General features: G+C 72.0%; 19 protein-coding genes and 1 pseudogene. 5 read left to right on the top strand and 15 right to left on the bottom strand.

Annotated elements, in window-relative coordinates:
• Nucleotides 1-14: 14 nt before the first annotated feature.
• The 8 genes from ABZS40_RS16620 to ABZS40_RS16585 form a co-directional block, all read right to left on the bottom strand.
• Complete coding sequence (locus ABZS40_RS16620; RefSeq protein ID WP_354944115.1) at nt 15-1,220, bottom strand: LLM class flavin-dependent oxidoreductase; 1,206 nt, start codon at nt 1,218-1,220, stop codon at nt 15-17.
• Nucleotides 1,217-2,860: an ABC transporter ATP-binding protein gene (locus tag ABZS40_RS16615; protein WP_354944114.1), complete on the bottom strand. Its 1,644-nt coding sequence runs from the start codon at nt 2,858-2,860 to the stop codon at nt 1,217-1,219. The genes ABZS40_RS16620 and ABZS40_RS16615 overlap by 4 nt, the downstream gene beginning before the upstream one ends.
• A complete protein-coding gene (locus ABZS40_RS16610) occupies nt 2,860-3,750 on the bottom strand; it encodes an ABC transporter permease (RefSeq protein WP_354944113.1) in 891 nt (296 codons plus the stop codon). The genes ABZS40_RS16615 and ABZS40_RS16610 overlap by 1 nt, the downstream gene beginning before the upstream one ends.
• 4 nt (nt 3,751-3,754) lie before the next feature.
• Nucleotides 3,755-4,690, bottom strand: coding sequence for an ABC transporter permease (locus tag ABZS40_RS16605; RefSeq protein ID WP_354944112.1), 936 nt, complete (start codon nt 4,688-4,690; stop codon nt 3,755-3,757).
• 1 nt (nt 4,691) lies between these two features.
• Complete coding sequence (locus ABZS40_RS16600; protein WP_354944111.1) at nt 4,692-6,080, bottom strand: ABC transporter substrate-binding protein; 1,389 nt, start codon at nt 6,078-6,080, stop codon at nt 4,692-4,694.
• A complete protein-coding gene (locus tag ABZS40_RS16595; RefSeq protein ID WP_354944110.1) occupies nt 6,035-6,334 on the bottom strand; it encodes a hypothetical protein in 300 nt (99 codons plus the stop codon). Before ABZS40_RS16595 ends, ABZS40_RS16600 begins: the two co-directional genes overlap by 46 nt.
• Nucleotides 6,335-6,724: 390 nt before the next feature.
• Complete coding sequence (locus ABZS40_RS16590) at nt 6,725-7,258, bottom strand: flavin reductase family protein (RefSeq protein ID WP_354944109.1); 534 nt, start codon at nt 7,256-7,258, stop codon at nt 6,725-6,727.
• A gap of 32 nt (nt 7,259-7,290) precedes the next feature.
• Nucleotides 7,291-8,148, bottom strand: a complete 858-nt coding sequence (locus tag ABZS40_RS16585; protein WP_354944108.1) for a DUF1684 domain-containing protein — start codon at nt 8,146-8,148, stop codon at nt 7,291-7,293.
• 279 nt (nt 8,149-8,427) lie between these two features.
• On the opposite strand from ABZS40_RS16585, the gene ABZS40_RS16580 reads away from it, so the two are divergent.
• The 3 genes from ABZS40_RS16580 (at nt 8,428) to ABZS40_RS16570 (ending at nt 10,433) form a co-directional block, all read left to right on the top strand.
• Nucleotides 8,428-9,237, top strand: coding sequence for an LLM class flavin-dependent oxidoreductase (locus ABZS40_RS16580; RefSeq protein WP_354944107.1), 810 nt, complete (start codon nt 8,428-8,430; stop codon nt 9,235-9,237).
• A gap of 18 nt (nt 9,238-9,255) precedes the next feature.
• Nucleotides 9,256-9,450, top strand: coding sequence for a hypothetical protein (locus ABZS40_RS16575; RefSeq protein WP_354944106.1), 195 nt, complete (start codon nt 9,256-9,258; stop codon nt 9,448-9,450).
• A gap of 185 nt (nt 9,451-9,635) precedes the next feature.
• The gene (locus ABZS40_RS16570; RefSeq protein WP_354944105.1) at nt 9,636-10,433 is read left to right on the top strand and encodes an SAM-dependent methyltransferase; all 798 of its coding nucleotides are present in this window, start codon (nt 9,636-9,638) and stop codon (nt 10,431-10,433) included.
• A gap of 57 nt (nt 10,434-10,490) precedes the next feature.
• On the opposite strand, the gene ABZS40_RS16565 is transcribed toward ABZS40_RS16570, so the two are convergent.
• On the bottom strand, nt 10,491-11,330 hold the full coding sequence (locus ABZS40_RS16565) for a cellulose binding domain-containing protein (RefSeq protein ID WP_354944104.1): 840 nt from the start codon (nt 11,328-11,330) through the stop codon (nt 10,491-10,493).
• Nucleotides 11,331-11,541: 211 nt separating this feature from the next.
• On the opposite strand from ABZS40_RS16565, the gene ABZS40_RS16560 reads away from it, so the two are divergent.
• A complete protein-coding gene (locus ABZS40_RS16560) occupies nt 11,542-12,615 on the top strand; it encodes a hypothetical protein (RefSeq protein WP_354944103.1) in 1,074 nt (357 codons plus the stop codon).
• Nucleotides 12,616-12,652: 37 nt separating this feature from the next.
• On the opposite strand, the gene ABZS40_RS16555 is transcribed toward ABZS40_RS16560, so the two are convergent.
• A complete protein-coding gene (locus tag ABZS40_RS16555; RefSeq protein ID WP_354944102.1) occupies nt 12,653-13,750 on the bottom strand; it encodes a winged helix DNA-binding domain-containing protein in 1,098 nt (365 codons plus the stop codon).
• A gap of 125 nt (nt 13,751-13,875) precedes the next feature.
• A complete protein-coding gene (locus ABZS40_RS16550; RefSeq protein WP_354944101.1) occupies nt 13,876-15,132 on the bottom strand; it encodes a phosphodiester glycosidase family protein in 1,257 nt (418 codons plus the stop codon).
• Nucleotides 15,133-15,490: 358 nt separating this feature from the next.
• Between ABZS40_RS16550 and ABZS40_RS16545 the strand changes: the two genes are divergently transcribed.
• Nucleotides 15,491-20,953 carry a carboxyl transferase domain-containing protein gene (locus tag ABZS40_RS16545; RefSeq protein ID WP_354944100.1) on the top strand — a complete coding sequence of 1,821 codons (5,463 nt, stop codon included), beginning with the start codon at nt 15,491-15,493 and terminating at the stop codon, nt 20,951-20,953.
• 85 nt (nt 20,954-21,038) lie between these two features.
• Here the strand turns inward: ABZS40_RS16545 and ABZS40_RS16540 are convergent, their stop codons facing one another.
• The 4 genes and pseudogenes from ABZS40_RS16540 to ABZS40_RS16525 form a co-directional block, all read right to left on the bottom strand.
• On the bottom strand, nt 21,039-21,500 hold the full coding sequence (locus tag ABZS40_RS16540; protein WP_354944099.1) for a hypothetical protein: 462 nt from the start codon (nt 21,498-21,500) through the stop codon (nt 21,039-21,041).
• A 76-nt stretch (nt 21,501-21,576) separates the two neighbouring features.
• Nucleotides 21,577-22,122 (bottom strand): beta-eliminating lyase-related protein, encoded by a 546-nt coding sequence (locus ABZS40_RS16535; RefSeq protein ID WP_354944229.1) that lies wholly within the window; start codon nt 22,120-22,122, stop codon nt 21,577-21,579.
• Nucleotides 22,123-22,315: 193 nt separating this feature from the next.
• Nucleotides 22,316-22,567, bottom strand: a pseudogene (locus ABZS40_RS16530) (beta-eliminating lyase-related protein); the annotation flags it as partial.
• 93 nt (nt 22,568-22,660) lie between these two features.
• Nucleotides 22,661-22,930 (bottom strand): zinc ribbon domain-containing protein (locus ABZS40_RS16525; protein WP_354944098.1); only part of this gene is annotated, 270 nt, incomplete at its 5' end.

Raw genomic sequence — 22,930 nt, 5'->3', positions numbered from 1 at the left:
ATGGTCTCCAGTGCTCAGGCGGTCGCGACGGCGTAGCGGCTGGCCGGTCGGGGCAGACCGAGCAGGTCGCGCAGCGTCCCGCCGGGATAGGCGGCACGGAACAGGCCCCGGTCGCGCAGCGCGGGCACCAGTGCCCGGGTGATCGCGGTGAGGTCGTCCGGGAGCACGGCGGGTCGCAGCCGGAAACCGTCAACTCCGGCGCGGTGCCACTCGGCGAGCAGGTCGGCCACCTCACCCGGGGTGCCGGCGACGATGGACGCGTCGGAGGTGAACTGCGCGCCGTGCAGCTCGTCGAGGCGGGTCCCGCGGCGCCGGGCCAGCGTCGACGTCTCGTCGAGCAGCACGACCAGGTCGGCGAGGATCCGCAGCGGCGCGCCCGCCCGGCCGACGGTCTCCTCGGTCGCTCGCACCTCGGCCACGATCGCTGCGGCGTGCTCCGGGGCGGTCGGGGTGACGAAGACGATGTCGGCGTGCCGGGCGGCGAACGCGTACGGCACCGACGAGTGGGCGAGCGCGGCGACGAGCGGTTGCCCCTGCGGGGACCGGGGCACGATGGAGGGGCCCTTGACGGAGAACCACCGGCCGGTGAAGTCGGTGTAGTGCAACCGCTCCCGGTCGACGAAGCGGCCGGTCGGGACGTCCCGGATCACGGAGTCGTCCTGCCAGCTGTCCCAGAGCCGGCGGACCACCTCCACCGCGTCGCCGGCTTCGGCGAAGAGGTCGCCGACGACCCGTACGGCTTCCGGTTCGTCGAGCCGGGCCAGGTCCAGGGGCGGGATGTCACGGCGGCCGAAGTGCCCGGCCTCTGCCCTGCGTGCGGAGACCCGGGGCCGCCAACCGGCCCGCCCGCCGCTGATGTGGTCGAGGGTGGCTATCGCCGTGGAGAGGTGGAACGGCTCGGTGTGGGTGGTGCTGGTGGTCGGGATCAGTCCGATGTGCCGGGTCAGCGGGGCGAGCCGGGACGCGACCTGCACCGCGTCGAGACGGCCCCGGACCTCGTCGACGCGGTCGTCCGGGCCGTCGGGCCACGACGACTGGAGGTCGAGGCTGTCCTCGATGGTGAGCAGGTCCAGTGCGGCGCGTTCGGCCTCGCCGGCGAGGGCGTTCCAGTAGCGCGCGGTCAGCGGCGCGGTCGGGTCGGCGCGCGAGAGCCGCCAGGCGGCGGGGTGCCAGCCGAGGCCGTCGAGGGCCACGGCCAGGTGCAGGCTCTTGTCGGTCATGGGTGTCTCTCCTCCGGTCGGCCGGCGGTGACCAGCGTGGGCAGCGCGTTCAGCAACGACCGCGTGTAGTCGTGTCGGGGGTAGGTGAAGACGTCGCCGACCGGGCCCTGCTCGACCACCGTGCCCTGGTGCATGACCAGCACCCGGTCGCTGAGGTGGTGCACCACGCCCAGGTCGTGGGAGATGAAGAGCAGGGCGGTGCCGTCGGTGGCGCGCAGCTCGGCCAGCAGGTCGAGCACCTGGGCCTGCACGGAGACGTCGAGGGCGGAGACCGGCTCGTCGCAGATGATCAGGCTGGGTCGGGGGGCGATGGCGCGGGCGATGGCGACGCGCTGCCGCTGCCCGCCGGAGAGCTGCCGGGGATGCCTGTCGACCAGGTCCGCGCCGAGACCGACGCGACGCAGCAGGTCGACGACGTGATCGCGGCGGTCGGCGCGGCCGACGTCGGTGCCGAGGTTCTCCGCGACGACCCGCCCGACGCTGTAGCGCGGGTCGAAGGAGCTCAACGGGTCCTGCGAGATCAGCTGCAACCTGCGCCGCAGCGGGCGGCGGGCCCGCTCCGGCACACCGGCCCACGGCGTCTTCTCGAAGGTGACGGCGCCCGCGTCGGCGTCGAGCAGACCGGCGACGATCCGGGCCACTGTGCTCTTGCCGGAGCCGGACTCGCCCACCAGGCCGAGGGTCTCGCCCCGCGCGACGGTGAAGGAGACGTCACGCACGACGGTGTGCTCGCCGTACCTCTTGGTCAGGCCGGCCGCGTCGAGCACTGTGTCGTCCGCGCGGATCTCGGGCCGGGCGGGCAGCGTCGCTCGTGCGTCGCCGGCCCGCGCCGGCCCGGCGAGCCGGCGGCCCCGCGAGGTCGCGGAGGGCACCGCGGCCAGCAGCTGCCGGGTGTACGGGTGTTCCGGTGCGCGCAGCAGCCGGTCGGTCGGGCCGTGCTCGACGATCCGGCCGTCGCGCAGCACCAGGACCCGGTCGGCGATCTGGGCGACGACCGCCAGATCGTGGCTGATCAGCAGCAGGCTCACCCCGGCGGCGCGTCGCTCGGCGAGCAGCCGCAGGATCTGCGCCTGCACTGTGACGTCCAGCGCGGTGGTCGGCTCGTCGGCGATCAGCAGGGCCGGCTCACCGGCGATCGCCGAGGCGATCAGCGCCCGTTGCCGCAGCCCACCGGAGAGCTGGTGCGGGTACTGCCGGGCCCGCCGCTCCGGCTCCGGCAGGTGGACCTCGTCGAGCAGGTGGGTGACCCGGCCGGCCCGTTCCCGGCGGGCGACGATCTCGTGGGTGGTGAGCACCTCACCGATCTCGGCGCCCACGGTGCGCAGCGGGTCGAGGGAGACCAGCGCGTCCTGCGACACCAGCCCGGCGAGGCGGCCACGGATCCGCCGCCAGTCCCGTGGCCGGTGTCCCCGCACGTCCCGGTCGGCCATTTCCAGTCGGGCGGCGCGGACCTGCGCGCCCGGGCCGGCGAGACCGACCAGGGTACGAGCGGTGACGCTCTTGCCGGAGCCGGATTCTCCGACGACGGCCACGCACTCGCCGCGCTCGACGGTGAAGCTGATCCCGCGTACCGCGGCCACCCTGCCGGTCGGGGTGTCGAAGTCGACGTGCAGGTCCTCGACCGTGACCAGGGCGGCCATCAGCGCCGCCGCCCGTCGAAGCGTGCCTGCCAGTGGCGGCCGACGACGGTCAGCGACACCACTGTGGCGGTGACCGCCAGGCCGGGCAGGATGGTGATCCACCAGGCCACCTGGAGGTAGTTGCGTCCCTCGGAGAGCATCGCGCCCCATTCCGGCGACGGTGGCTGTGGACCCATCCCGAGGAAGCTGAGCCCGGCGGCGGCGAGGATCGCCTCACCGAGCCCGATCACCGCGAGCACCGGCACCGGACCGACCACGTTGGGGAGCACGTGCCGCAGCACCAGCTCGGGCCGGGACCGGCCGAAGGTGACGGCCTGCTCGACGTAGCCCGAGCGGCGGACGACGAGCGTCTGACCACGGACCACGCGGGCGTGGTGTGGCAGGGTGGCGATGCCGATGGCGACGATCAGGCTGAGGGTGCCGGGGCCGGCGATGGCGATGAACAGCAGGGCCAGCAGCAGCATGGGGAATGCCGACAGCGCGTCGAACGTGCGGCTCAACGCCTCGTCGGCGGCCCGGTGCGTCAGACCGGCGAGCAGTCCGAGCAGCACGCCGCCGGTCACAGCGATCGCGGTCGCGGCGACACCGATGGTGAGCGAGTGGCCGGCGCCGTGCACCACCCGCGTCCAGACGTCGCGGCCGAGGTGGTCGGTGCCGAACCAGTGCGCCGCGTCGGGCGGACTGAGCACGCCGAGCGGGTCGGCCGCGAGCGGGTCACCGGGGGCGAGCGCCGCCGGCCAGGCCGCGGCGACGACCAGCAGGATCAGGTACGCCCCGGCGGCGAGCAGGCCGGGTCGCGGCCGGGACCGTCGGCGTACGGTCGTTTCGGCCGGGTCGGCGAGGATCCGCGCGGGGGCGTCGGTGAGCGGGGAACCCACTGTGACGGTCATCGGGTCAACTCCTTCGCAGACGCGGATCGACCAGCAGGTACGCCAGGTCGGCCGCGGTGTTGACCACGACGTAGCCGGCAGCCGAGAGGGTGACCACGGCCAGCACCACAGGCATGTCCCGGGTGGTGACCGCGCTGAGGGTGACCTGGCCGAGGCCGGGCCGGCCGAAGACCTGTTCGACGATGACGGTGCCGCCGACCACGATGCCGAAGACCCAGCCGGCCAGGCTGACGGCCGGCAGGAGGGCGTGCCGGAGCGCGTGACGTACCAGGACCGCACGTTCCCGCACGCCTCGGGAGCGGGCGGTGAGCACGAACGGCTGGTCGAGGGCCCGGTCGAGCCCGTCGCGGAGCACCTGGGCCAGCAGTCCGGCGATGGGCAGCGCGAGGGTGACGGCGGGGAGCACCAACGCGGCGAATCCCCGATCGCCGGAGACCGGAAAGAGCCCGAACCGAAAAGACAGCACACTGAGCAGCACGAGCCCGATCAGGAACGATGGGGTGGACACCAGCAGCAGTTCGGTGCCGGAGCTGACCCGGCGCAGCCACGGTCGCCGGTCCCCGGCGGTGGCCATCGCGATGAGCAGGGCGAGCAGCACCCCGAGCCCGGCGGCGGCGACCGCGAGGGTCAGGGTCGGGGCGAGTTGTTCGCCGATCACCTCGGCGACGGGGCGTTGCAACAGGTACGAGCGACCGAGGTCGCCGCCGCCCAGCCGCCAGAGGTAGTCGAGGTACTGCACGACGGCCGGCCGCTCCAGACCCCACTCGGCGATGATCTCGGCGCGGATCTGCGGGGTGTCGGCACCGTCGGCAACGATGTTGTCGACGGTGTCGCCGGGGGCGGCCAGCAGCGCCAGGTAGGCGGCGGTGGCCGCGACCCAGAGGACGACCAGGCCGGCACCGAGCCGACGGGCCACGGCACGTACGGGTGGGCGGCTCATGTCACTCGCCGATCCACAGGTCGTACGCGCTGGCGGGAACCCCGGCGGTGGGCTCGAAGCGCACCCCGCCGACCCCGGTGCTGGCGGCGATCTGGTCGGCCGGCGCGTACAGTGGCAGCAGCAGTGCCTGCTCGGCGACGACCCGCTGTTGCAGGTCGGCGTAGATGCCGGCGCGCTTCGTCGGGTCGGCGGCGGCCTGACCGGTCTCCAGGAACTGGTCGATACGCGGGTCGTTGACCTGCGTGCGGTTGATGCCGCCCTTCGAGTGCAGCAGCAGGTTGAGTGCCGCGCCGGCGTCGGTATCGGCGCGTGAGTTGTCGAAGACCTCGTACTCGTTGCGCTGGAAGGCGTCGGTGGCGGCGCCCTGGTCGACGAGCGACACCTTGAGGTCGATGCCGGCGCTCTGCTTCACAGCGGCCTGGACGGCCTGGGCCAGCACGTCGCGGCGGTCCCGGACGAAGGGCGCGGACTGCACGAGCCGCACGGTGAGCCGCTTACCGGCCTTCACCCGGTAGCCGTCGGCGTCCCGGGCAGCCCAGCCGGCCTGGTCGAGCAGTGTGTTCGCCTTGGCGGCGTCGCCGCTGTAGCCGCCTTCCAGGCGCTTGTCGTACAGCGGGCTGGACGGGCTGATCACGCTCCAGGCGCGGGTGGCGGTGTCGCGGTAGACCGACTTCAGGACGGTGTCGACGTCGACGGCCTCCCGGAACGCCTGCCGGACCCGCAGGTCGTCGAAGGGCGCGTGGGAGGTGTTGAAGTAGTAGGAGTAGGAGGAGCCGGAATTCAGCTCGCGGCTCAGGCGCAGCGTCCGGTTGCCGGTGATCAAGGGCTGGTCGGTGGCGGGCACCCCCTCGATGAGCTGCACCTGGCTCGACGTGAGGGCGCCGACGCGTACCGCCGACTCCTTGAGGAACCGGTAGGTGATCCCGTCGAGGTGGGCCGGGCCGGTGTGCGTCGCGGTGGGTGGCGCCCAGTCGTAGCTGGCGTTGCGCCGATAGTGCAGCTCCTGGCCGGGAACGTAGCGGTCCAGCACGAACGGCCCGGTGCCGACCACGTCGATGCCACCGGCCTTGAGGTTCTTCGCCTCACGCAGCGACTTCGGCGAGACCTGGGCGCCCTGCGGGGAGGCGAGGAAGTCGAGGATGAGCACGTCCGGCGCGCTGAGGACGAGCCGTACGGTGCGCGGGTCGACCGCCTCGACGGCCTTGAGGTTGCGCAGTTGGACAGCGGCGACGGCCGGGGCGTACCCGGGTTCCCGGAGCTTGTCGACGTTGGCCTTCACGGCCGCCGAGTCGAAGGGCGTGCCGTCGGAGAAGGTAACCCGGTCGCGCAGTGTCAGGGTGTAGGTCAGCCCGTCCGCGGTGACCGTCCAGCCTGTCGCCAGCCAGGGCACAAGCTTGCCCTGCTGGTCGTAGGTGAGCAGCGACTCGAAGGTGTCCAGACCAGCAGGCGGGCCTTGGCCTGGGCGTACTGGTGCGGGTTGAGGGTGATCGGCTCGGTCTCCACGGCCCAGGTGAGGGTGCCGCCGGAGCGGGGCTGGCCGGCCGCCTCGGCGGCCGGGGCGGCACCGGTGGAGCAGCCGGCGACGACGGCGAGCAGTGGGACGAGCGCGGCGGCGGCCAGGGTTCGCAGACGGTACGCGGGCATGGTGAGATCTCCTGTCCAGGCAGGCGGAAGCGGGTATGCCGACACCCGGCCTCTGCGCGCGGCGCGGGCCGGTGACGGTGTCGGTGCGGTGGTGGCGCGGCGGTGCGCCTCACCTCGGCGGGCCGGTGCGGCGGGCCGGGTTACGGGCGTGGGTGCCGGGTCAGACCAGACAGGAACTCGACCACACCCGACCGAAGTCGATGTGGCCGCGGATCGTCAGCCGCAGCTCGCTGGACATGAGCCGAGTCCACCTCCGAAGCGTGGTGGTGTCAACGAATCCGTCGCCGGATGTCGGCTATCGCACGGGAGGACGTCGATTCGTTGACGCATACCCTACTAAGGCTATAGGATTTGCAGGGATTGCGCCCGACCGGCCGGAAAGAGCGTCGCTCAGGCGGCCGAGCGGCGGGACGTCCCGGCCTGGTCGCCGGCCAGCCCGGCGTAGCGCCCACGGTGGTACAGCAGGGGCGAACCGACGTCGGCGTGCCGGAGCACCTCCGGCTCGGCCAGCACCACGGCGTGATCGCCGACGGTCACCCGGTCGACGACCCGGCAGAGGAGCCACGCCAGGGTGTCGTCGAGGATCGGCACCCCCTCCGGGCCGGGCCGCCAACGGGTGGGTGTCGCGAACCGGTCGATGCCGCTCGTCGCGAAGGTCCTGGCCAACTCCTGTTGATGGTGAGCGAGCAGGTGCACGGCCACGTGGCGGGCACGGGCCACCGCTGGCCAGCTCGACGACCCGAGGTTCAGGCAGAACGAGACGATCGGCGGCGCCAGCGACACCGAGGTGAACGAGGTGGCGGTGAAGCCGACCGCCGGCGAGCCGGGAGCGGTGACCACTGTGACAGTGCTGGCCTGGTGGCGCAGCAACGTCCGCAGCGTGTCGCTGTCGGCGTCGATCGGGGCGTCGGTGGACTGGGTCATGGCGATCCTCCCGAGGGTCTGGTCCGCTGGGCCTACGAACGGTCGGCGGGAGTGTCCGCCAACCGCTCGTACGGTGTCTTCTCGCCGGCCTCGACCGCGATCGGCAGCCGGTTCTCCGCCGGGGGCAACGGGCAGGTCGCGAAGTCGGTGTACGCGCACGGCAGGTTGGTGGCTCGGTTGAAGTCGACGGTGACCCGGCCCTGCTCGTCGGGGGCGCCGACCGCCAGGGACCGGTTGGCCGGATAGGTGGTGACTCCGGAGGTGGTGTCGGTGAACAGCACCGACAGGCTTCCGGGCGCGTGCCCGTTGAACGCGGTCACTGTCAGCGGCACCCCGTCAACGTCGAACTCGATCTGACCGGGGGCGTCGTAGACGTGCTTGAGCCCCTCGACGGCCGCGCCGACAGTGGTCGGCCGAGGGGTGTCGAACGGCACGAAGCGGCCGCTCAGGACCCATCGGCGACTGGGGGGATAGGTGGGGGTGCCCCGGTAGGCGACGCGGAATGGGTGATCCGGGCGCCGGGGACGGAGAATGTCGTGCCCGCCCCGGCGGGCCACCTCCAGCACCCCAGCGTCGATGCCCACGCTGACGCCGCCGCGCTCGGCGATCGGCCCGAACTCGTGCCGGCCTCGAATCGGCCGGTCGCCAATGATCAACTCCTCGTCGTCGCCGAGAGCCACCACCGGTCCGCTCTCGCCGGTGTGCCACTCCCCCGGCACGTCGGGGAATCGCTGCGGCTCCGAGGTGAGCCAGTGCAGACCGGTGACCGCGAGGAAGCCGTGCGGGTCGGTTCGAACCTCCTCGTGGCGGCGGTGCCACTGCCGCCACTCCTCGTCGAACGGGATCCGGGGGTCCGCGGCGGCGGGTGTTGGGGCGTCGTTGATCGTCACAGGTCCTCCTCGACGGGGTGCACCTCCGCGCTCGCGGGATGCCGGGATACCGGTCGCACGCGGCGGGGCCAGCGGCGAACACGGGCAGGCGAGGGCTGGAAAGCCCCGTTCAGGCAGGGATGGGCGCGCCCGGACAGAGCTGCGCGGCGACCCGCATCAGGTCGACGACCCGGCGGGAGGTGAACATCCGAACGGGGGGCATGCGGTCGATTTTCCTACCAACAAGGTAGGATTTCAAGCCCCTCGGCCGAGCATCCTCGGCAGGCATGGAGACAAACGGTGACTGCAGCAGGCGCGCGGCCCCTACGGAAGCTCGGCTTCCTGACCATCGGCCTGTTCGACGAGGCCGATCCTCGCGCCGGCCACGAGGCGACCCTGAAGCTCATGGAGCTGGGCGAGCAACTCGGCTTCGACAGCACCTGGGTACGCCACCGCCACCTCCAGTACGGCATCTCCTCCCCCATCGCCGTCCTGGCGGCAGCCTCGCAGCGGACCCGACACGTCGAACTCGGCACCGCGGTCATTCCACTCGGCTGGGAGAACCCGCTGCGGCTGGCCGAGGACCTGGCGACAGTCGACATCCTGTCCGGCGGACGGCTGAACGCCGGGGTCAGCGTCGGCCCACCGATGCACTTCGACCGGGTGCGGCGATCGTTGTACCCGGACACCGCTGACACGGAGGACTTCAGCCACACGCGAGCACGCCGGTTGCTCGATCTCATCCGTGGCGAGGCGGCCAGCGACGTCGATGGGTTCGAGGGCTTCGAGGAGTTCTCCCGACGGGTGCAGCCACACTCACCCGGGCTGTCTTCCCGAATGTGGTACGGCGCGGGCAGCCTCAGCTCGGCGCGCTGGGCCGGCGAGCAGGGCATGAACCTGCTCACCAGCAGCGTGGTCAAGGCTGAGGACGCCACCGACTTCGCCGAGATTCAGCTCTCCCACATCCGGACGTTTCGCGCCCACCATCCGGACGGTGACCGCGCCCGCGTCTCGCAGGGGCTCGTCGTCATCCCCACCGACACCGCCACCGCGTCTCAACGTGCCCGCTACGAGGCGTACGCCCGACAGCGGACGCCTCGAACGACCTAACCGCAGGGGCCGGCCCGGATGCTGTTCGCCCCCGACCTCGTCGGCCCGTCGGACCTGATCGCCGAACGGCTGCTCGGCCATGCGGCGTTCCGCGAGGTGGACGAGGTCGCCTTCGCGCTGCCCTTCACCTTCGCGGCGGCGGACTACGCACAGATCCTCACCGATATGGCCACCCGGCTCGGCCCCGCGCTGGGCTGGCAACCCAGCCGCTGACGCGTTCCGCCCCGCTGATCGGCGAATCGGCCATCCAGCCCACCTTGGGCACGGCGCCGCGAGCGCCGGCACCCGGTGCGCGCCAGCCCGTCCACCATGAGTCGAGTGTGGACATGCTCGGAGTACGATCCCGCTCGTACCGCAGTGATGACCTCCAGCTGACGACCCCTCGATAGGAGCCAGGCATGGCCGGCCCGGACCCCGAACTCGCCGCGAAACTTCAGCCCGACGTGCCGCACGCGGCGCGGATCTGGAACTACTGGATGGGCGGCAAGGACAACTTCCAGGCCGACCGGGCGGCTGGCGACGCTGTCGCCGAGGTCTACCCGGAGATCGTCCTCATGGCACAGCAGTCCCGTGTGTTCCTGGTGCGGGCCGTTCGTTACCTCGCGGCCGAGGCAGGCATCCGGCAGTTCCTGGACATCGGTACCGGCCTGCCCAGCATGCAGAACACGCACGCGGTCGCCCAGGGCGTCGCGCCCGACTCGCGCATCGTCTACGTGGACAACGACCCGATGGTGCTGGTGCACGCGCGGGCACTGCTCGCCAGCACGACGTCGGAGGGTGTCACCACCTACGTCCCGGCCGACTACCACGACCCGGAGAAGATCCTCGCCGAGGCGGCGCAGACGCTCGACTTCGACCAGCCGATCGCCGTGATGTACATGGGCGTGATGGGCTACGAGCCCGACCTGGCCGAGGTGCGGTCGATCGTCGGACGGACGATGGCCGCGATGCCGTCCGGCAGCTATCTCGTGCTCTGGGACGGCACCGACACCAGCCCTGCGGTTGTCGCCGGTGCCGAGCGGCTGGCGCAGAGCGGCGGAGTTCCGTACATCCTGCGCAGCCCGGAGGAGCTCGAGAGCTGCTTCGACGGGCTGGCGATGGTGGAGCCGGGCCTGGTGCCGATCCCGCTGTGGCGACCGGAAGAGCCCGACGCCGTCGGGATTGACGCCTACGGCGCGGTGGCCCGCAAGCCCTGACCGACACGACGTCCGCCCCGCTCCCGCCGTCGCGCCGGGAAGCGGGGCGGACGTCGTTCACCGGGCGCAACTCATGGTCAACCCGTCGGGAACCGCGCTGGTCGTCACGAGCAGACCGAACGTCGTCGCCCCGTTCAGCGCCAGCGTCCCGTTGTAGGAGGCGTTGGTGACGGTGACGTCCGTGCCGGACGTCTCGGCCACCCCACCCCAGGCCGTCTGGACCCGCTCGTCACCTGACCACCGCCAGGAGACGCGCCACCGGTCCAACGGCAGCGTGCCGGTGTTGCGGACCGTGACCGTCGCGACGAAGCCGCTGCCCCATTGGGCATCGATCGTGGCCGTCGCGCGGCACGAGGTCAGCGAGGCCGTCCGGGCCGAGGCGATCACGTACGGGTCCCGTCGGCCCTCGACGTCAGTGAAGCGGTACCAGTATTCGGTGTCGGGCGTCAGCCCGTCGATGGTCACCGAGCCGTTGCGGTCCGGCCCGGAGACGCCCTCGGCGACCGCGGCCCGCCACTGTTGGGCGTCCTCGCGGCTGGTGAAGAGGCTCACGGTCATCGGCGGGTTGTAGCCGCAGGGTGGGCGGAAGAAGATGAAGTACGAGATGGTCAGGCTCGTGGTGGTGGCCCCGGCCACGCTGGCGGTGATCGGCAACGCCGGTGGGCAGGCGATCGTCGGCGTCGGCGTCGGCGTTGCCGGCGGCGCCGGTGTGGGTGTCGCCTCGGCGGCGACGGTCGTCCCGGTCCAGGCGGTCAGCGCCAGGGTCGTGACAGCGAGGAACATGCGAAGCATCGGTACCTCCGTGGTCCACGGGCACCGATGACCGAGGTGGTTGCCGGTGCCGCGCTCGGGTTTCCGGTCGTCGACGAGGCTGCCCGGCACGGGTGACGTGGTCACCTCGCGCGCCTCGTGGACCGGAGGAGGTCTGGTGCGCGCTGGCTCCCCGAGCGCGACCGAAGCACAGCATGGCAGCCGATGGACATCGATACAAGACGATCCCGATCCCGTCGAGCGTCGTCCGCATTCTCGTCGCCGCAGGGACACCCACTGGGCGCCTGAACCCCGAATGATTCATTGTGGTCTATTCATTCGGACACGGGAGCACACCATGCTCGACACAAGCAGCAGGCCTCGGCGACCCCGGGGAGTGCGGGCACTGATCGCGGCCGGCACGGCGGCAGTGCTGGCGGCCGCCGCGCTGGCCGCGCCAACCCCCGCCGACGCCGCCGTCAGCCGGGCCGAGCTGGCCCTCCGCTGGGCGCCCATCCACTACCAGGACGTCGATGCCACCGGCAGCCACGCCCTGAGCGGACAGTCGGACTACATCAGCAAGGTCGACTTCGACGGTGACCTCAACGGTCGCAACAACTGGGACCAGGCCGGCCAGGCAGGCAGCCCACTCGCCGCCCACGTCTACTACTCCGTCGTGGAGACGAGCACCCACTGGTACATCACGTACTTCTTCTTCCACCCCCGCGACTGGACCGACCACCCGTTCTTCGAGACCGAACACGAGAACGACGGTGAGGGCGCGCTGTTCGCTATCGAGCGCGACGGCTCCACGTACGGCGTTCTCCGCTCGGCCGTCACGGTCGCGCACAGTGACTTCTTCTCCTACACACCGACCGGCAGCACCTGGACCAGCGGCGGGGAGAGCATCGACGGCACCCTGCGGTTCCAGGCGTCACCGCACGACACGTTCCAGCACCCGGTCACGGCGCAGGAGGCACAGGGCCACGGACTCAAGGCACACCCGCAGTACGACATCAACGGCGACGGCCTCGTCTACTACCCGTCGACCGTCGCCGAGACACCGAGCAGCAGCAACGACCGCGACGTGCGGTATCAGCTGATCGACATCTTCGCCGCCGGCGGCCTGTGGGCGCAGCGGTCCAACGCGAGCCTCTTCGCCAGCCTCGGCACGTTCGCCGGTGACACGTCCGGCGACTGCGGCGTCGGCACCTGGAGCTGTTCGACCAACTCGGCCAACGCGCCCTGGGGCTGGGACGACGGCAACGACTCCCCCGCGCGGGGCGAGATCGCCAGCGACCCGGCGAAACTGTCGGCCGCGTACTTCACCGTGCCGGCCGGCCTTGCCCGCACCTACAGCTACAACCCGTACGCCGGTGCGGCGGCGGCGCTCGCCGAGGCGGCGAGGACGGCTCCGCCGACCGTCGACTGATCTCTTCGTCTCCCCGGGGTCGGACCGTCCCGGTCCGTCACCGGGGAGACGAACCGACCCGCACCCGGTCGCTCTCGCTGTCGGAGAGGAAGGCCGCCAGGGCCTGCCCCTGCTCGGTCACGGCGTCCTGCTCGGCGCGGGAGAAGCCGCGCAGCGGGTTGACGGTCACCGTGCCCGACTCGACGGTCCAGGTCGCCGCGACCCGGCCGTCGACGAGCACCACGCGTTCGCCGGCCACCGAGAGGAGACGGTGCGCGTCGTCGATGATCCGGCTGCGGTCGTCATAGCCGAGGATCGCGTTGTCGAACGCCGGCAGGAACCGCACCGGGGCGGGTGTCTCCGGGTCGGGGCGCGGCGCGTCGGGGAGGTCGATCAGCTTCCGGCCGCGTTCGTCCCGAAAGGTCACCAACTCATCGCGCAACGCGGTGACCGCGGCCGGCAGCCCGGCGAGGCCGCACCAGGCCCGCAGGTCGGCGGTGGCCGCCGGGCCGAACGCGGCCAGATAGCGGCGTACGAGCTGCTGGCCGACCGAATCGTCACCCTTCCCGGCCGGCGGGGCGATCTCCCGGTCGAGCCACGCGGAGAGCAGGACGTAGCGCGCGCCTCCCTTCGCCCGCCACACGCCGCGCGGCGGCACCTGTGTCATCGGGAGCAGCGCCACAGCGATCTCGCCCAGCACCCGCAGCCCCGGCGTCGGCCAGCGTTCGCCGAGCGCCCGCCCGATCTCGGGCATCGAGCGGGGCTCACCGTCGGCCACCACCGCCAGCGCGGCAGCGGCGAGTTCGTCGAGGTCCACCCCGTCGAGCTCGCCGCGGTAGACCCCGAGCACGCGTTGGCGCAGCATGGCGTCGTGACGGCGGCGCCAGGCCACGGCGTCGTCGGCGACGAGCAGGTGGACGGTGCGGCGCATGAGGTGGGTACGCACCACGTGTCGCTGGGTCAGCAGGGTCGAGAGCACCGTCGGGTCGAACGCGCGCAGCCGTGACCACAGCCCGATGAACGGCTCCTGCGGCTCCTGGGCCTGTAGGCCACCGAGGTGGGCGACGGCGCCGAGCGCCGGCAGGTCGGCGCGGTCGAGCAGCAGCTGCCGGGCGAGCGTCGCGCGGTTGAGCGCCCGGGTGTCGAGAACGGTCATGGGGTCCTTTCGGCCGGCCTCATTATCTGGCCCGGGCCGACAGTCTGGGTGCCGGGGCGTCCCGGGTACACGAGTTCGCCCCGTCCGGCGGCACCGGTCGGGGCGAATTCGAGCGCGTGGACCGGTCAGTGGCGGCCCACGAAGATGCCGATGCCGTTGGCGACCATTCGCTCCGTACCGTCGGATGGGCTGTTGCGGGCGGTGGCCGCGGCCTGGCCCGGCTCGCGGACGGCGACAGTGCTCGAACCGCCGCCGTCGAGGTTCACGGCGGCGTCCGCGCCGAGCGAGCGCATCAGGTCGGCCAGCTCGGCGATCGTGAACCCGGCGCTGGCCGGGGCGCGGCCGGCCAGGGCGACCAGGTAGACGGTCCGGCCGTCGGGGCTGACACCGGCCGCGCTGCGTACTGCGGCGGTCTTGGTGTCCAGGCCGACCAACGGCGCGCCGTCGCGCAGGATCGGGGCGCCACCGACCGCGAAGGTCAGCTTCGGTTGACCGGCCGAGACGAGCTTCTCGCGCACCTGCACCCGGTCACCGACGACGAGGGCGTCGAGCGCGTCCGCGCCGGCCTCCCGGCCGACCAGCACCTGGGTGTCGGCCGGGATCACGCCCGCACCGGGCGTCGGGCCGACCGCCGTCACCACGCCGTCGCGTACGGTCACCTCGTAGGTGTGGGTGCTGCACGGGTCGCTGCGGCTCGTGTCGGTGCCGCAGGTGGACCGGACCCGGGAGGCGGTCCCCCAGTCGGCGGTGAACAGGCCGACACCGTCGACCGGGAGCGCGTACTGATTGAGGCCACCCAGCGCGACCGTGCCCTTCCCGCTGCGCACCTCGCCGTCCAGGCTCAGGGTGTCGACCCGCGCCTTGCCGTTCACGCCGACACCGAACACATCGCGGGTCGAGGTGCCGGGGGCCAGGCCGGGGCCGAAACGCTGCGCGGTCGGCACCGCGAACTTCAACTCCTCGCCGTCGGCGATCTCCGGACCGGACGATGAGTAGGTCGGGGTGACGCCGGCGTGCGTCTCGCTGTTGTTGAAGAAGTCGCCGTTGACGCCGGCGACGGCACCCTGCTCGTTCGTCATCGCCGAGACGACAGTGCGCTGCGCCACCGCGTCGGGGTGCAGCAGGTCGAGGGAGACCTTGTTCTTCTTCAGGTCGGCGGTGAGCAGGTAACCGACGGTGACGCCCCGGGGCGTGGTCACCTCGAACGAGCCGTACGTGACGCCCGGGGCGAGCTGCTCGGTCGAGGTGATGGTGATCGGGGTGTCCGTCGCGGGTACCGTGGCGGTCGCGGCGTGGGCGACGCCGGCCGGCGTGACGAGCGCGGTCAGCCCCGCCGCGAGCAGCAGCGCCAGACGTGGGCGTACGAGGTGCGGTGACCTCATTGCCGCTCCTTTCCTGGTGCGTTCCTGGCCTGGGCCGGGATGGTCGAGCCGGGCCGGCGGGTGACCGGACCGGCGATGATCTTCCTGGTCAGCCGATCACCCGGGGGTGAACACGGGAGGCTGCGGACGTGAACCGCCCGCACCGTCTTGATCAACTGCCGGAGCGGCCGGATCGGGTCGGCGGAGGTCGGCACGGTCCTCGGGGTGCCAAAAAGTTTTGTGCACTTCCTACAACTGAGGGACGGTGGGTTCGGTGGTTGCGCCATAGCGCTGGCCGCCGCCACGCGGAAAGGTGATCACTGCTGGGAGCCGTCGTCTCTCGGTACGCAGGTCGAGGTCTAGCTAAGGGGTTCTTCGGGTGTTCAACCGTGTCGCCATCGTCAACCGTGGTGAAGCCGCCATGCGGCTCATCCACGCGGTCCGCGAGCTGGCCGCGGAGACCGGCATCCAGCTCGAAACCGTGGCTCTCTATACCGATGTCGACCGCAACGCCACATTCGTCCGCGAGGCGGACATCGCCTACGATCTCGGCCCGGCGTCCGCCCGCCCGTACCTCAACCTGGCGGTGCTGGAGCGCGCCCTGACCGAGACCGGGGCCGACGCCGCGTGGGTCGGCTGGGGCTTCGTCGCCGAGGATCCGGCGTTCGCCGAACTGTGCGAGAAGATCGGCGTCACCTTCGTCGGGCCGAGCCCGGACGCCATGCGCCAACTCGGCGACAAGATCGGCTCGAAGCTGATCGCCGAGAAGGTCGGCGTGCCGGTCGCCCCCTGGAGCCGCGGTGCCGTCGAAACCCTGGACGCGGCACGTGCCTCGGCGGCCGAGGTCGGCTACCCGCTGATGCTGAAGGCGACCGCCGGCGGTGGCGGGCGAGGCATCCGCGTGGTCAGGAACGACGCCGAACTGGTCGACGCGTACGAGCGCACCAGCCAGGAGGCGGCACGGGCGTTCGGCAGCGGCATCGTGTTCCTGGAGCGCCTGGTCACCGGCGCTCGGCACGTCGAGGTCCAGGTGATCGCCGACGGACAGGGCACCGCGTGGGCGCTCGGCGTCCGCGACTGCTCGGTGCAGCGGCGCAACCAGAAGGTCATCGAGGAGTCGGCGTCGCCGGTGCTCGACCCGGCGCAGGCCGCCGAGCTGAAGACCTCGGCCGAGCGGCTGGCCGTGGCTGTCGGTTACCGAGGCGCCGCGACCGTCGAGTTCCTCTACCACCCCGGTGACCGGTTGTTCGCGTTCCTCGAGGTCAACACCCGCCTCCAGGTCGAGCACCCGATCACCGAGCTGACATGCGGGTTCGACCTGGTCAAGGCCCAGCTGCACGTCGCCGCCGGCGGGCGACTCGAAGGCGCGCCACCGGCCGAGCGCGGGCACGCCATTGAGGCGCGGCTCAACGCCGAGGACCCCGACCGCGACTTCGCCCCGTCGCCCGGCCGCATCGCCCGGCTGGACCTGCCCAGCGGCCCCGGCATCCGCGTGGACACCGGCGTCAGCGAGGGTGACACCATCCCGGCCGACTTCGACTCGATGATCGCGAAGATCATCGCGTACGGCCGCGACCGCGACGAGGCACTCGGCAGGCTGCGCCGGGCGATGGCGGACACCACGGTGATCATCGAGGGTGGGGCGACCAACAAGAGCTTCGTGCTCGACCTGCTCGACCAGCCCGAGGTGATCGACGCCAGCGCGGACACCGGCTGGATCGACCGCGTCCGCGGCGAGGGCCGCCTCGTCACGCACCGCCACTCCGCGGTCGCCCTGGCCGCCGCCGCCATCGAGGCGTACGAGGAGGAGGAGCACGTCGAGCGGCAGCGGCTGCTGTCGACGTCGGCCGGCGGGCGCCCGCAGGTGCAGCACGCCAGCGGCCGACCGTTGGACCTCAAGCTGCGCGGCGTCGGTTACCGCACCCGGGTGGCGCGCGTCGGCGCGCACCGGTTCCGGGTCGGCATCGAGACCGGCCCCGTCGTGCGTACCGCGGACGTCGAGCTCGACCGATTCGACCGGCACACCGGTCAGATCGTCGTCAACGGCATCCGCTACCGCCTGCTCACCGGCACGTACGGGCCGACCCACCTGGTCGAGGTGGACGGCGTGACGCACCGGGTCAGCCGGGACGAGGGTGGCGTCCTGCGCTCCCCGATGCCCGCGCTGGTCGTCGCCACGCCCCTGGGGGTCGGCGCGGAGGTCGAGGCCGGCGCTCCGGTGCTGGTGCTGGAAGCGATGAAGATGGAGACGGTGCTGCGGGCGCCGTTCAAGGCGCGGGTCAAGGAGTGCGCCGTCTCGGTGGGCAGCCAGGTGGAGGCGGGCGCGCCGCTGCTGCGCCTGGAGCCGCTCGCGGACGACGCCGAGGAAATTACTGACGACCCGAGCGCCGAGACCGTCGAACTGGACCTGCCCAGCGCCGCCGCGGACATCCCGGCGGACGAGCGCACCAAGCGCGGTCAGGAGGACCTGCGGGGTCTGCTGCTCGGCTTCGACGTCGACCCGCACGACGACCGCCGGGTGCTCGACGGCTACCTCACCGCGCGGCGGGCGGCCACCGAGGCCGGCCAGCGGCCCCTGGCCGCCGAGCTCGACCTCATCGAGGTGTTCGCCGATCTCGCCGAACTGAGCCGCAACCGGCCGACGGGCGAGGACGGCGGCGCCGCGCACGTGCACAGCGCCCGGGAGTACTTCCACACCTACCTGCAGAGCCTCGACGTCGAACGGGCCGGGCTGCCGGACGCCTTCCAGACCAGGCTCGGCAAGGCGCTCGGCCGGTACGGCGTCACCGACCTGGACCGCACCCCCGCCCTCGAAGCCGCCGTTTTCCGGATCTTCCTCGCCCAGCAGCGCGCCTCCGCTGACGCGCAGGTCATCGCGGCGCTGCTGCGCGCCTGGCTGCGGGAGACCCCACCCGACGAGACGCTGCGCGAGCCGGCCGGCCTCGCACTGGAGAGGCTGATCGCCGCGACGCAGGTCCGCTTCCCCGTGGTCGCGGACCTGGCCCGCGGCGTGGTGTTCGCCTGGTTCGCCCAGCCGCTGCTGCGCCGCAACCGCGCCCGCGTCTACGCCGAGATCCGTGGGCACCTGCGGCACCTCGACGCGCACCCGGACGCGCCGGACCGCGCCGAGCGCATCGCCGAGATGGTACGCAGCACCGAGCCGCTGGTCCGGCTGCTCGGTCAGCGGCTCGTCCGCGACCACCTCGACAACGCGGTCATGTTGGAGGTGCTGACCCGGCGCTACTACGGCAACCGGGCGCTCACCAGCGTGCGTACCCGCGAGGTCGCGGACTGCACGTTCGTGGTCGCCGAGCGCGCCGACTCGAGCGTGGTCTCCGCCGCTGTCAGCTTCGACGCGCTGGGCAGCGCCCTGCGGGGGCTGGCCGAGCTGGCCACCGGCGAGGACGCCGTGGACGCCGACATCTACCTCGGCTGGGAGAACCAGCCGGAGGACTTCGACGCGATGGCGGCCGCGTTGGCCGAGGTCATCGCCGCGCACCCGCTGCCGCCCCAGGTCCGTCGGGTCACCACCACCGTCGCGGGTCGCGGCGGTGCGGTGATGCACCACCACTTCACCTTCCGCCCGTCGGGCGCCCAGCTGACCGAGGACCGGCTGATCCGTGGGCTGCACCCGTACATCGCGCAGCGGATGCAGCTGGAGCGGCTGCACAGGTTCGACCTGACCCGGCTGCCGTCGTCGGACGAGGAGGTCTACCTCTTCCAGTGCGTGGCCCGGGAGAACCGGGCCGACGAGCGCCTCGTCGCGTTCGCGCAGGTGCGTGACCTCACCGAGCTTCGCGAGCAGGACGGCCGCCTGGTCGCGCTGCCGACGACCGAGGACGCCATCGCCGCCTGCCTCGACTCGATCCGCCGCGCACAGTCGCGGCGGCCGTCGAAGACGCGCTTCAACACCAACCGCATCGTGGTCTACGTGTGGCCGCCGAGCGAGCTGACCCGCGAGGAGATGGAAATGATCGCCGGGCGGGTCCGCCCGACGACCGCGGGCGCCGGCCTTGAGGAGATCCTGTTCATCGCGCGCCAACGCGACCGCCGGACCGGCGAGCTGACCAAGATCGCCGTACGGATCTCGTTCGACGCCGCGGGCGGCGCCGAACTGGCCGTCGGAGAGCCGCCGGTCGAGCCGATCGAGCCGCTCGACGAGTACCGGCTCAAGGTGCTGCGGGCCAGCAGCCGCAACACCGTGTACCCGTACGAGCTGACCGGCCGGCTCGGCGACTTCGTCGAGCACGACCTCGACGACGACCACAGGTTGGTGCCGGTGGACCGGCCGAAGGGGCGCAACAGCGCCGCCATCGTCGCCGGAGTGGTCACGACGCCGACCGAGCGCTACCCCCAGGGTGTCACCCGGGTGGTGCTGCTCGGCGACCCGACGAAGTCGCTGGGCGCCCTGTCGGAGCCGGAGTGCCGGCGCGTGATCGCCGCACTGGACCTGGCCGAGCTGATGCAGGTGCCGCTGGAGTGGTGGGCGCTGTCCGCCGGTGCCCGGATCTCGATGACCTCCGGTACGGAGAACATGGACTGGGTGGCCGCCGCGCTCAAGCGGATCGTCGAGTTCACCCAGGCCGGCGGCGAGATCAACATCGTGGTCGCGGGCATCAACGTCGGCGCGCAGCCGTACTGGAACGCCGAAGCGACGATGCTCATGCACACCAAGGGCATCCTGGTGATGACGCCCGACTCGGCGATGGTGCTCACCGGCAAGCAGTCGCTCGACTTCTCCGGTGGTGTGTCGGCCGAGGACAACTTCGGCATCGGCGGCTACGACCGGGTGATGGGGCCGAACGGGCAGGCGCAGTACTGGGCGCCGAACCTGACGGCCGCACGGGACGTGGTGATGGCGCACTACGACCACACGTACGTCGCGCCCGGCGAGGACGCGCCCCGGCGGGCGGTCACCACCGACCCCGCCGACCGTGACATCTCCGCCTTCCCGCACGACGTGGCGGGCAGCGCCTTCGCCACCGTCGGGGAGATCTTCTCCGTCGAGTCCAACCCGGACCGCAAGAAGCCGTTCGACATCCGCACTGTGATGCGGGCCCTCTCCGACCAGGACCACCCGGTGCTGGAGCGCTGGGCCGGCATGGCGGACGCGGACACCGCTGTCGTGCAGGACGTCCACCTCGGTGGCATTCCGGTCTGCCTGCTCGGCATCGAGTCCCAGTCGGTGCCGCGGCACGGCTTCCCGCCCACCGACGGTCCGGACACCTACACGGCGGGCACGCTGTTCCCCCGCTCGTCGAAGAAGGCCGCGCGGGCGATCAACGCGGCCAGCGGTAACCGGCCGCTCGTCGTGCTGGCGAACCTGTCCGGCTTCGACGGCTCACCGGAGTCGATGCGCAAGCTGCAACTGGAGTACGGCGCCGAGATCGGACGGGCGATCGTGAACTTCCAGGGTCCCATCGTCTTCTGCGTGATCTCGCGCTACCACGGCGGTGCGTTCGTGGTGTTCTCGAAGGCGCTGAACCCGAACATGACGGTGCTGGCGCTGGAGGGCTCGTTCGCCTCGGTGCTCGGTGGCGCGCCCGCCGCCGCCGTGGTGTTCTCCGCCGACGTCAACGCCCGTACCGCGGCCGACCCGCGGGTGCGGGACCTGGAGGCCCGCACCGCCGCCTCGGCTGGCACCGAACGCGCCGCGTTGACAGCGGAGCTCGACGAGCTGCGCTCGTCGGTGCGCGCGGAAAAGCTCAGCGAGGTGGCCGCGGAGTTCGACCGGGTGCACAACATCCACCGCGCCGTCGAGGTCGGCTCGGTGGACGCCGTCGTACGCGCCGCCGAGCTGCGTCCGCGCATCATCGAGACCATCGAGGCCCGGCTGAGCTAGCGCGGCCGGTACACCCGCACCACGTCAGCACCACCGGTCGTCGACCGGTGGTGCTGACCGTATGGAGGGGGGTGTGCTGCGCGGTTCAGCTGAGCGCCGCGTTCAGCGCGACGGCGATGGTGAGCCAGACGATGACAGTGCCGACAACGACGCCGACCATGGCGAGCGCCTTGACGGCGGTTGTCATCCGGCTGCGGACAATCGTCAGGTTCGCCGCGACGCCCAACGCTCCGACCAGCGCGCCCAGGAGACCGCCGACGGTGAACAGCAGGATCGGCAGCAGGACCAGGATGCGCAGGAAGACCGGTATGGAAGGCCCGGTCCGGTGCTGCACACCGTTGACCTGCACGGTCGAGTAAGGGTCGGCGAAGGCGACGCGGACCGTGGCCTGCACGACACCACCGTCGACGGTCGGCAGCGCGTAGCGTTTGCCGGTCCTGGGGGCCGGCACTCCGCCGACGGTGACGGCAGGGTGGCCGAAGAATGCCTTGGTGGCGACGACGATCGGGCCAGCTACGCCGGCGACGTGGAGCGGTTCGGTGTTCACCGGCGTGATCTTAGGAAGCCCGGTGGGCCCCGTCCATCCCGTTGACCGAGCGGGGTGCCGCCCGTCGCCCTCGGGGTCAGGTGGCGTGTCGCAGCAGCGCGCGGAGGAACGTGACGACCTCGTCCGGGGCGAGGTCCATGGCGTTCTCACCGACGCTGACCTCGAACGAGCACCGGTCCGGATCCGGCGCGGACCGGACCCGGCCGAACAGCTCCACCCCGTCGGCGGAGAGCAGGGCGTCGGCGGCCCGCATCGCGGCGTCCGCGCCGACCGGAAGGTGGACGTGGAACAGGGGTGTCTGTGGTGGGTCCGGGAAGGCACGGGCGACCCCGTCGGCGTTGATGGCCGCCGCTATCGCCACCGCGTGCTCCCGGTGTGCCGGCAGCCGGGGCAGCAGGGTGTCCAGGCCGTGCAGTGCGGTGAGCGCCAGCGGCCACGCGTCGTAGACGTCGCCGCCGAGCCGCCGGCGCCACACCCGGGCCTCGGCCACCAGTGCGGTGTCTCCGGCGAGCGCGGCACCGCCGACGCCCTGAAGTCCCTTGTAGAACGAGACGTACGCGGTGTCGAACAACGCGACGATCTCGGCGAACGGCCGCTGGTAGTACGTCTGTGCCTCCCACAGGCGTGCGCCGTCCAGGTGGACGGGCCGCGCCGCGCTCCCGCATCGCTTCGGTCTGCGCGACGAGGTCGTCCCACTCCGGCAGCAGCCCCCCGATGTCCCGTTGCGGCAGCTCCCAGACCGCCGCCGCGAGCGGTTCGGCGACGGCGGCGAGGTCGGTTAGGGTCATCAGCCGGTGACGGTCGCCGGCAGGCTGGAAGCGCAGCCCGTGCACGACGGCGTACCCCTGCTGCTCCCAGACCTCCAGGTGACACTGCGGATGGGCGGCGAAGGCCCGCCGGCCCCGGCGGTCGGCGTGGACGCGCAGGGCCACCTGCTGCGCCATCGTCCCGGTGGGGAAGAACAGGGCTTCGTCCGTGCCGAGCAGGGATGCCACGCGCCGTTCGAGGACGGCCACCGGCCCGTCCGGTCCGTTCGGCGGCGTGGCCGGGTCGACCTGGGTCAGCATCGACCGCAGCAGGTCGTCCGGTCGACGGCGCAGCTCCGAGTGCAGAAACAGGGAACGCCGCACAGTCATTGCGGCAGTATCCACCGTTGCCTCTCAGTGCGCTCTAGCGAGCACGCGATTGGCAGTCCCGCCTTGCGGTGGAACGGTCCCGGTCTGACCCGCTGGCGCGGTGCCGGGTTGACGCTTCAATGCCACCAGCCCCGCGAGCGGGGTCTTGCGGTCGGCTCCACGTCCAGCCGCCGGGCCACTCCCGGCGGTTGTTGCCTCCGCCGCGAGCGCGGCCAGGTTGCAGGCGGCGTTGAGGTCCCGGTCGAGGACCAGGCCACACGATCCGCACTGGTATTCACGCTCGGACAGGGCGAG

This window comes from Micromonospora sp. NPDC005324, assembly GCF_040607155.1.
GTDB classification, from domain to species: Bacteria; Actinomycetota; Actinomycetes; order Mycobacteriales; family Micromonosporaceae; genus Micromonospora; species Micromonospora trifolii.
This window is presented reverse-complemented; position numbering and strand designations above follow the sequence as displayed.

Excerpts from the sequence above, each read along its gene's own strand:
- ABZS40_RS16620 (WP_354944115.1), bottom strand. The coding sequence starts at position 1,220 with ATGACCGACAAGAGCCTGCACCTGGCCGTGGCCCTCGACGGCCTCGGC.
- ABZS40_RS16615 (WP_354944114.1), bottom strand. The coding sequence starts at position 2,860 with ATGGCCGCCCTGGTCACGGTCGAGGACCTGCACGTCGACTTCGACACC.
- ABZS40_RS16610 (WP_354944113.1), bottom strand. The coding sequence starts at position 3,750 with ATGACCGTCACAGTGGGTTCCCCGCTCACCGACGCCCCCGCGCGGATC.
- ABZS40_RS16605 (WP_354944112.1), bottom strand. The coding sequence starts at position 4,690 with ATGAGCCGCCCACCCGTACGTGCCGTGGCCCGTCGGCTCGGTGCCGGC.
- ABZS40_RS16595 (WP_354944110.1), bottom strand. The coding sequence starts at position 6,334 with ATGCCCGCGTACCGTCTGCGAACCCTGGCCGCCGCCGCGCTCGTCCCA.
- ABZS40_RS16590 (WP_354944109.1), bottom strand. The coding sequence starts at position 7,258 with ATGACCCAGTCCACCGACGCCCCGATCGACGCCGACAGCGACACGCTG.
- ABZS40_RS16575 (WP_354944106.1), top strand. The coding sequence starts at position 9,256 with ATGCTGTTCGCCCCCGACCTCGTCGGCCCGTCGGACCTGATCGCCGAA.
- ABZS40_RS16570 (WP_354944105.1), top strand. The coding sequence starts at position 9,636 with ATGGCCGGCCCGGACCCCGAACTCGCCGCGAAACTTCAGCCCGACGTG.
- ABZS40_RS16560 (WP_354944103.1), top strand. The coding sequence starts at position 11,542 with ATGCTCGACACAAGCAGCAGGCCTCGGCGACCCCGGGGAGTGCGGGCA.
- ABZS40_RS16555 (WP_354944102.1), bottom strand. The coding sequence starts at position 13,750 with ATGACCGTTCTCGACACCCGGGCGCTCAACCGCGCGACGCTCGCCCGG.
- ABZS40_RS16550 (WP_354944101.1), bottom strand. The coding sequence starts at position 15,132 with ATGAGGTCACCGCACCTCGTACGCCCACGTCTGGCGCTGCTGCTCGCG.